1 protein-coding gene is annotated in these 214 nt (G+C 72.0%); it reads right to left on the reverse strand.

Annotated elements, in window-relative coordinates; genetic code table 11:
* On the reverse strand, positions 1-214 hold a 214-nt coding region (locus tag VTU_RS33805), incomplete at both ends, for an Ig-like domain-containing protein (protein WP_010107070.1).

Below are 214 nucleotides of genomic sequence, written 5' to 3' on the forward strand. Positions count from 1 at the left end.
TGTCGGCCAGCGCGATGGTCGCCGTGGGGCGCACGGTATCCACGGAGTAGTTGGTGCTGATGGCGCTGCCGGTCCCGGCGTTGCCTGCGTCGTCGGCCACGCCGCTGAGGTTCGCACGGAGGGTGTTCGTCGGCGCGCTGGTGTTGGCCGTGGGCGTGAAGATCGCCGTCCAGACCGTGCGCTCGGCGTTCGCCGTGGGCGCGCTCAGCGTGCC

Origin of the sequence: Verminephrobacter aporrectodeae subsp. tuberculatae At4, assembly GCF_000193225.1 — a bacterium.
In the GTDB taxonomy this organism is placed as follows: domain Bacteria; phylum Pseudomonadota; class Gammaproteobacteria; order Burkholderiales; family Burkholderiaceae_C; genus Acidovorax; species Acidovorax aporrectodeae.